At 70.1% G+C, this 7,436-nt stretch carries 11 protein-coding genes; 1 reads left to right on the forward strand and 10 read right to left on the reverse strand.

Features of this window, described 5'->3' with window-relative positions; translation table 11 throughout:
• Positions 1-306: 306 nt before the first annotated feature.
• Positions 307-1,488: an MFS transporter gene (locus AC1DW3_RS18215; RefSeq protein ID WP_477933456.1), complete on the reverse strand. Its 1,182-nt coding sequence runs from the start codon at positions 1,486-1,488 to the stop codon at positions 307-309.
• Between the two features lie 23 nt (positions 1,489-1,511).
• Here AC1DW3_RS18215 and AC1DW3_RS18220 point away from each other — a divergent pair, with 23 nt between their 5' ends.
• Positions 1,512-2,075, forward strand: coding sequence for a helix-turn-helix domain-containing protein (locus AC1DW3_RS18220; RefSeq protein ID WP_477933458.1), 564 nt, complete (start codon positions 1,512-1,514; stop codon positions 2,073-2,075).
• Between the two features lie 72 nt (positions 2,076-2,147).
• Here AC1DW3_RS18220 and AC1DW3_RS18225 read toward each other — a convergent pair whose 3' ends face one another.
• The 9 genes from AC1DW3_RS18225 to AC1DW3_RS18265 all read right to left on the reverse strand — a co-directional run.
• Positions 2,148-2,762, reverse strand: coding sequence for a hypothetical protein (locus tag AC1DW3_RS18225; protein ID WP_477933460.1), 615 nt, complete (start codon positions 2,760-2,762; stop codon positions 2,148-2,150).
• Positions 2,755-2,976 carry a hypothetical protein gene (locus AC1DW3_RS18230; protein ID WP_477933462.1) on the reverse strand — a complete coding sequence of 74 codons (222 nt, stop codon included), beginning with the start codon at positions 2,974-2,976 and terminating at the stop codon, positions 2,755-2,757. The genes AC1DW3_RS18225 and AC1DW3_RS18230 overlap by 8 nt, the downstream gene beginning before the upstream one ends.
• A gap of 89 nt (positions 2,977-3,065) precedes the next feature.
• Positions 3,066-3,851, reverse strand: a complete 786-nt coding sequence (sctT, locus tag AC1DW3_RS18235) for a type III secretion system export apparatus subunit SctT (RefSeq protein ID WP_477933464.1) — start codon at positions 3,849-3,851, stop codon at positions 3,066-3,068.
• Positions 3,851-4,126 carry a type III secretion system export apparatus subunit SctS gene (sctS, locus tag AC1DW3_RS18240; RefSeq protein ID WP_477933466.1) on the reverse strand — a complete coding sequence of 92 codons (276 nt, stop codon included), beginning with the start codon at positions 4,124-4,126 and terminating at the stop codon, positions 3,851-3,853. Before sctS ends, sctT begins: the two co-directional genes overlap by 1 nt.
• Positions 4,123-4,782: a type III secretion system export apparatus subunit SctR gene (gene sctR, locus AC1DW3_RS18245; protein WP_477933468.1), complete on the reverse strand. Its 660-nt coding sequence runs from the start codon at positions 4,780-4,782 to the stop codon at positions 4,123-4,125. Before sctR ends, sctS begins: the two co-directional genes overlap by 4 nt.
• 3 nt (positions 4,783-4,785) lie before the next feature.
• A complete protein-coding gene (locus tag AC1DW3_RS18250; protein WP_477933470.1) occupies positions 4,786-5,463 on the reverse strand; it encodes a hypothetical protein in 678 nt (225 codons plus the stop codon).
• Entirely contained in the window at positions 5,460-6,101 is a 642-nt protein-coding gene (locus tag AC1DW3_RS18255) for a response regulator transcription factor (RefSeq protein WP_457388452.1), read from the reverse strand. Before AC1DW3_RS18255 ends, AC1DW3_RS18250 begins: the two co-directional genes overlap by 4 nt.
• Positions 6,098-7,162: a sensor histidine kinase gene (locus tag AC1DW3_RS18260; protein ID WP_477933472.1), complete on the reverse strand. Its 1,065-nt coding sequence runs from the start codon at positions 7,160-7,162 to the stop codon at positions 6,098-6,100. The genes AC1DW3_RS18255 and AC1DW3_RS18260 overlap by 4 nt, the downstream gene beginning before the upstream one ends.
• The coding region (locus AC1DW3_RS18265) for a hypothetical protein (RefSeq protein ID WP_477933474.1) at positions 7,159-7,436 on the reverse strand (278 nt) is incomplete at its 5' end. The genes AC1DW3_RS18265 and AC1DW3_RS18260, both read right to left, overlap by 4 nt.

Below are 7,436 nucleotides of genomic sequence, written 5' to 3' on the forward strand. Positions count from 1 at the left end.
CCTGTACCCAACTACTGGGAGGCTTCCATGGCGCCTCACGTTCGACGTAAGGGACCCGCCGAAGGCAGTCTCTCTTGTGTTCACGGATGGGCAACCATGGATGTGCGCAGGTTTTGCGGGTCTGGCGGGCCCTGCAGCGCGAGATGAGTCCCGCGTTGGACCGCCAACATTGGCGATGACGCTCAACAAGTGATGGCACAGCCGCGATGGCCAGCCGCAAAGCGACCCTTAACGAGCTTCCGCTTATGGCCGAGACCTGACCTCTGAGGCGATGCACGCGACCGGCAGCAATCGCTGCAAAGCGAACTAGACAAGTTTCCCAGCCGCCGTCGCGCTCCCGGCCGCGCCATGGGCCACGGCCCGCAGTACCAGCCCCGCAGCGACGATGGACAAACCCAGGCTTGCCCACCCCGCCGCCTGCCAACCCCAGTGCTCGACGACGCTGCCGATCAGGGGCGGCCCGAGCAGGGCGCCCGACGCGCCGAACTGCGTCAGCCGCCCGCTCGCGAGGCTGAGCCGCTCGGCGCTGCCCGCCACGCGGGGCAGCAAGGCGAAGACCAGACTGGCGAAGACGCCGGACACGAGGTTGACGAGGATGGCCATGACGACCAGCCGGAGCGGCGACGCACCCAGCTGATAGACCAGCGGGAACAGCGCGCCGGTCGCCAGCAGGCAGAGCACCAGCGCGCGGCCGACGAGGGCTTCGTGGCGCATCAGCCGGGCGCCGATGACGCCCGCGGGCACATTGGCTAGCGCAGCCAGCGCGGTCCAGGTGCCGGCCTCGGGCAGCGACATGCCGGCCTCCTTCAGCAGGCTGGGCATCAGGGCCAGCTGCCCCACCTCGCTGATGGCGTAGACGCCGAAGGCGGCCACCAGCATCCAGAGCGTTGCGCCGGTGTGCTGCTTCTTCTCGAAGCCGGCTGGCGACGCGGCCGGTGGCGCGGCGGCCTGCATGCCGACCAGGCTGGCGCCCAGGGCCAGGCCGGCCAGCACGCTCAGGCCTTGCGCCCAGCGCCAGTCGCTCAAGCCCGCCGCATAGGCATAGGCCGCGGCGCCGACCGCCATGCCGACGGGCACGAAGGTGCCCCACAGCGTCATGGCCGCGGCCTGGCGGTGGGCGGGCGCGGCCAGGGCGATCAGCACCGGCGCGGCCACCACCGTGACCAGATAGCCCATGCTCTCGATGAGTCTTGCAACAGCGGCCATGGGCATGTCCTGCGCCAGGGCCGCCCCGGCCGAGCCCAGTGCCAGGCAGAGCATGGCGACGGCCAGGCTCCGCTGCAGGCCCAGGCGCGGCAGATGCCTGCCGGCAGCGCCACCCAGCAGGGCACCACACACTTCCAGCAGCGAGGTCAGGGCCGCCATCGCGGCCAGGCCCAGGTGCAGGTCGCGCGAGATCAGCGGCGCCAGCGCGGCGAGCTTGCCGAGCTGGGCCGCCGCGAAGACGCCGCAGAGGTAGTAGACGAAAATCCGGGTCCGCGCCCTCATCATGATTCGACCCGCTGCCGTTGATGAACCACGCCCTGATTCCCGACACCCGCCAGATCGGCCGCAGCCTGCGCCTGTGGCGCTCGCTGCGTCGCCTCAAGCAGGCGGCGGTGGCCGAGCTGATGGGGGTGTCCCAGACCACCGTCTCGCGCTGGGAAAGCGGCCAGGCCGCGCCGTCGCTGCAGGAGCAGCAGGAGCTCAGGGTGCTGATGGCGGCCAGGCTGGACAGTGCCGCCGACTTTGCGCTGGGCCGCCTGGTGCGCACGGCCCAGACGCCCATGCACCTGGTCTGCGACTTCAGCCATCGCCTGCTGGCGCTGTCGCGACCGCGCGAGCTGCACTGCCGCGTGCCGGGCACGCAGTTGATGGGCAGCGCGCTGTGGCGTTATGCGACGCCGCAGATCGTCGCGCACGAGGCGCGGCTGGACGAGCTGGGCTGGTACGAGCCCGGCCCCGAGGCCGTCGAGTTCGATACCGAGGCCTCCGACGATGCGGTCATGCCCATCGAGCGCAGCCGCATGCGCTGGATACGCATGCAGCTGTCCGACGGCAGCTTTGTGCGGCTGACGGAGACCGTGGCCGTTTGAGTTTGCTTTCACGGCGGCGAATCTAGCGGRCCGCCGCCGTCCCCCACAAGGAATGAAATATTCCGTTGGGCTTCAGCGCGCCGCGCGGCCCAGGCTGGCGACAAAGGCCGAGCAGGCCTGGCTGGCGTCCGGGTGGCTGCGCCAGCCCTGGGCCAGCGTGCGCAAGGCAGCGCGCACCTCGCGCGGCATGGTGCCGTCCAGCGGATCGTCGGCCACGGCGGCGAGGTGGTCCGCGTAGAGCCGGCGGGCGTCGGGGTCGCAGTCCAGCAGCTCCATCACCGCGCTGGCCAGCGTCTGGAACTGCTCGGCAGACAGCTCGGCCGGCCCCCTGGATTCGCCCGCGCGGGGCCAGGCGGCCAGGCAGAGGTATTCGATGGGGCCCAGGCTGCGGCGCAGCGCGCCGCTCTGCTGCGAGCCCCAGGCGGCACGCGAGCCGCTGGGCAGCCGGCCCTGGCTGAGGGCCTGGGCCAGCGTCTGGGCGACGGCCGCGCGGGCGGCATATTCGCCGCGCAGATTGACCTCGGCCAGCACGCGCAGAAAGGCCGGGTAGAGCTGGTCACCCAGGCCGGTGCAGACGGCCTCCAGCAGCGCGACGGCCCCATCCTGCCGGGGGCCGAGATCGAGGCAGCCGCCGATCAGGGCCTGCGCGGCCTCGACCCAGCGCGGCTGCGTCAGCAGTTCAGCCAATGAGGGCCGAGAGCACGCGCTCGGCGTGCTGCTGGACCGACAGCCCGCGCTGATCGACGGCCACGTCGGCACGCAGCGTGGCAGCGCCACGGGCACCCAGTCCGTCCAGCCATGCCGGGCCACCCGGCAATCCCGGCGCCGCAGGCGTACTCAGCGGGCGTAGCGAGGTCGCTGAGAACAGCGAGGTGGAGGATGACAGCGGAGCGCCGATCATGGCGGTAAGGGTGTGAGATGAAGAATGGTTGTCAGCCTAGCGGCGGTCGGCCGCCAAGGCGATTGCGGCTGCCCCTAATTCGTCGAGCGTCAGCCGAACAACTGCTTCATCAGATCCTTGACCACGCTGGCCCGCGCCAGCAACTCCTCGTTCATCAGCGCCACCAGGCTGCCCAGCTGCAGCAGCAGCACCAGATGGCCCACCACGGCCTTGATGGACATGGACAGGCTGAACACATTGAGCTGCTGGGCATAGCGGTTGATCAGGCCCAGCACGCCGTCCACCAGATACAGCAGCACCAGCGACGGCGCCGCCACCATCAGGGCCAGGCGCAGCATGCGGCCGAACTCCGCCTCGAAGGCCAGCATGCCCGCCGGCAGCAGCTGCCAGGCGCCGTGGACGGGCCACAGCGCGAAAGTGTCCAGCAGCAGGGCCGCGAACAGCATGAAGCCGCCCGAAGCCATGAAGACCCAGCTCGCCAGGCGGGCGAGGAAGGCGCCGGTGAGCGAGGTCTGGTGGCCCGACAGCGGGTCCAGCACCTGGGCCTGGGACGAGCCGACCTTGGTATCGATGAGTTGGCCGGCCATCTCGAAGGACCACATCAGCCCGGCGAACAGAAAGCCCAGCGCCGCACCCAGCATGGCCTCGCGGCCGTAGAGCAGGGCCCATTGCCAGCCGCTCATCTGCATGGGCTTGATCTCCTGCACCAGCAGGCCCAGCAGGCCGAGCGCAACGAAGAGGGCGTTGCGGATCAGCGTCGGGATCAGGTCCTGCGTGAACAGTGGCACCAGCAGGAAGGCCACCGCCACCCGCATGGTCGACAGGCCGAGCAGCAGGACGGCATCGGTGGGATGCCCGATCCAGAACTCCAGCATCAGTGGTGGATCTTGACCAAGCCGGGGAACTCGCTGAACACCTTGTCGCCGAGGCGGTAGAGGCTGCCGCCCAGCAGCGAGGCGGTGATGAAGATGGTGACGACGATGGCGAAGAACTTGGCCACGTATTGCACCGTCTGCTCCTGCAGCTGCGTGGCGGCCTGCACGAAGGCGATCAACAGGCCGACGATGGCCGCCACCAGGATGGGCGGCGCCGACAGCAGCAGCACCAGCCACAGGGCCTGCTGGGTGAGTTGGATGACTTCGCTGTTCATGTCTGGTAAGTCAACACGAGGCCATGCGTCAACTTCACCCAGCCGTCGATCAGCACGAAGAGCAGCAGCTTGAAGGGCAGGGACACCGTGGTCGGCGACAACATCTGCATGCCCATGGCCATCAGGATGTTGGAGATGACGAGGTCGATGACGAGGAAGGGCAGGAAGATCAGGAAGCCGATCTCGAAGGCCACCGTCAGCTCGCTGACCGTGAAGGCCGGCACGACGACGAGGAAGTCGCGCTCGCTCAATTCCTTGGCCTGCTCGGGCTTCAGGCTGCGTTGCGCCGTCTTCAGGAAGAAGGCGCGCTCCAGCGGCCGGCTGTGCTTGATGAGGAAGTCGCGCAGCGGCTCCTTGGCCACGTCCGCCGCCGCCAGCATCTGGCTGGTCGACGCCTTGCTCGTGGTGGGCATGGCGCTCAGGCTCTCCTGCATCTCCACGCCCACGGGGTACATGACGTAGATGCTCAGCACCAGGGCCAGGCCGTTCATGACGACATTGGGCGGCACCTGCTGCAGGCCCATGGCATTGCGCAGCAGGCTGAGCACGACGACGAGCTTGGTGAAGGACGTGACCATGACGGCCACGAAGGGCGCCAGCGCCAGCAGGACGACGGTGATGAGGGCCGAGGCCGGGGTGAAGGTGCTGAGATCCATGGCTCAGATCGCGTCGATGCGAAAAGCCTGGCCGCTGCCCCAGGGCAGCAGGCGGCCGCGGGCACGCACCGCGTCGGGCCGCGTGGCGTCGATGAGCAGGCATTGCGCCGGCAGCGCGGGCTGCGGGCCGCGCCAGCCCATCACGGTGTCCAGCGCCAGCGGCTGATCCCAACGCGCCACGAGCTGCCAGGGCGCGCCCGCCGTCGCTTCACCGCGGGCTCGCAGGAGGTGGGCCGGCGCGGCTTCGAGCAGCAGCAGGCCGTCGGGTTCCAGCGCGGCGAGCTCTTCATCGCTGAGCTGCCATTGCGCCAGCAGGCATTCCGCCGCGGTCGCCTGCCATTGCAGGCCGGGCACGTCGGGCGCCTCGGCCAGCGCCCGCAGGGTCGACCAGGGCAGCGACAGCTGCGCGTGGATCTCGGCGCCCCGCCAGCTGGCCTGGGCGCCGCCCGCGCTGATGCCGCCAGCCTGCGCCACCCATTGGCCGTCCGCGGCGGCGACGAGACCGGCGGCCGCCAGCGCGTCGAGCAATTCGCCCGCCAGGTCCAGCACGACGGCGGCCTCGGCGGCGCAGGACGCCAGATCCGCCGCTTCGAAATCGTCAGCGGTGATGCACAGCCGGGCCTGGCCGCACAGATAGTGCCAGGTCGAACCCTGCGTCAGGGCTTGCGGAAAAAAGCTCATGCGCGGCGGCTCACCATGATGCGGGTCAGCTCGGTGACCGACTTCGCCTTCATCTTGCGCATGCCGCGCGAGCGGTAGAGCTCCACGCTCTTCAGCGACAGCTTGATCTCGTCGGCGATGTTCTTGTTCATCAGCCCCTTGACGACGAGCGACAGCACCTGGCGCTCGCGTGGCGACAGCGTCTGCGAGCGGCGCTCGAACTCCTCGCGCGAGCCCTCGACCTCGGTGTCGATGCCGCTGTCCACGTCGGTGGGCGCGAAGGCGCGGTCCAGGGCCGCGCTCAGGGCCACGTCGTCCAGCGGCTTCTCCAGCAGGGAGACGGCGCCGCGCTTTTGCATCGCGGCCACCGCCAGCGGCACGTCGGCATGACCGCTCATGTAGATGACGGGCAGGTGGATGCCGCGCTCGCGCAGCGCGTCGTGCAGGTCCAGCCCCGACAGCTCGGGCATGCGCACGTCCAGCATCAGGCAGGTCGATTCCGGCCAGGTCGTGCCCACGGCCACGCGGGCCAGGGACTGCAGCGCGTCGCGCGGGTCGCCCCAGTCGCGCACCTGGCAGCCGAAGCCTTCGAGCCAGAAGCGCAGCGAGTCGCGGAACTCGTGGTTGTCGTCCACCACGTAGATTTGCCGAGGGGTCATGTCGTCCTCTCCAGAGTGGGGGTGGATGTCGCCGCCGCCATCACGGGCAGCGCGAAGTGGAAGCAGCAGCCGCCGGCGTCGCGCCGCGTGAACCAGAGCCGGCCCTGGTGCATCTCGATCAGCGAACGGCAGATGGACAGGCCCAGGCCCATGCCATTGGGCTTGGTGGAGCTGAAGGGCAGGAAGAGGCGGGCCTCGGTCTGCGGCGTGATGCCGGGGCCGTTGTCGCTGACGCGCAGCTCGGCGCGGGGGCCGTCGACGACCAGCTCGATGTCGATCTGCGGCTCGGCGGGGCTGTCCAGGCGCAAGGCGTCCAGCGCATTGCGCAGCAGGTTGATCAGCACCTGCTGCAGCATGACGGCGTCGCCCTGAACCCGCACCGGCCGGTCCGGCAGGCGCAGCAGCAGGCGCACGGCTTCGCGCTGCAGGTCCCAGTCGAGCAGGGCCAGGCTCTGGTGCACCAGGGCGACGAGGTCCAGGCTCTCAGTCTTGGGCTGACGCGACTGCGTGTACTCGCGCACCCGGCCGATGATCTGGCTGGCGTAGGTGACCTGCTGCACGGCCTTGTCCAGCGCGGCGAGCTCGTCGGTGTCGTCAGGGTGGCGGCGCGCCAGGCGCAGCTTCAGGCCGCGCAGCAGATTGGCCGTTGCACCGATGGGCTGGTTGAGCTCGTGCGCCAGCACGCTGCCCATTTCGCTGACGGTCAGCGAGCGCGACGTGAACAGAAGGCCCTCGCGGTCGTCGAGTTGGCGCTGCAGATGGTGCAGGCGCTCGCGCTCGTCATCCAGGCGCAGCAGTACATGGCGGGCATCCAGCGCGACGCGCTGCGCCACGTATTCGCCACTGACGCCGCAGCGCGTGCGCGCGCCCAGCGGCGCCACCAGCGCGCTGGCCAGGCCATGCAGCGGCTGGGCCCAGTCCTCGGCCAGGCCACCGACTTCGCCGGGCAGCAGGGCCTGCATGGGCGCATTCAACGCGACGAGGAAATCACCGTCGAGGATGGCCAGGGCTTCGCCGAGTTCACCCAGCGCGTGCAGCAGATCGGCATCGACGCGGATCACGCTTCCTCCCGAGGCCACAGCGCCTGGTTGCACAGCAGCCAGGTCATGGAGGGCCGCGCCGCCAGCAGCGCGCGCAGGCTGGCGCTGGCGGGTGCCTGCACCAGCACCTCGGCCCAATGCGCGATGCCGGGTGCGACGTCGTCCAGGCGCAGCTCGCAGCTGACCTGGCCGGGCGGCAGGACGGCACCGCCGGTCAGGTCGCGCAGCGTGCGCGGGCGGCCCTGGGTGCCCAGCGCCAGCCGCACGGCCCACCAGCGCTCGGCCGTCGCGGGGC

This window comes from Roseateles sp. P2_H4 (assembly GCF_056403315.1).

What these genes read in the sequence shown, in the direction of transcription:
- AC1DW3_RS18215 (WP_477933456.1), bottom strand. Translation starts at nt 1,488, where the DNA reads ATGAGGGCGCGGACCCGGATTTTCGTCTACTACCTCTGCGGCGTCTTC.
- AC1DW3_RS18255 (WP_457388452.1), bottom strand. Translation starts at nt 6,101, where the DNA reads ATGACCCCTCGGCAAATCTACGTGGTGGACGACAACCACGAGTTCCGC.
- sctS (WP_477933466.1), bottom strand. Translation starts at nt 4,126, where the DNA reads ATGAACAGCGAAGTCATCCAACTCACCCAGCAGGCCCTGTGGCTGGTG.
- AC1DW3_RS18250 (WP_477933470.1), bottom strand. Translation starts at nt 5,463, where the DNA reads ATGAGCTTTTTTCCGCAAGCCCTGACGCAGGGTTCGACCTGGCACTAT.
- sctT (WP_477933464.1), bottom strand. Translation starts at nt 3,851, where the DNA reads ATGCTGGAGTTCTGGATCGGGCATCCCACCGATGCCGTCCTGCTGCTC.
- AC1DW3_RS18230 (WP_477933462.1), bottom strand. Translation starts at nt 2,976, where the DNA reads ATGATCGGCGCTCCGCTGTCATCCTCCACCTCGCTGTTCTCAGCGACC.
- AC1DW3_RS18220 (WP_477933458.1), top strand. Translation starts at nt 1,512, where the DNA reads ATGAACCACGCCCTGATTCCCGACACCCGCCAGATCGGCCGCAGCCTG.
- sctR (WP_477933468.1), bottom strand. Translation starts at nt 4,782, where the DNA reads ATGGATCTCAGCACCTTCACCCCGGCCTCGGCCCTCATCACCGTCGTC.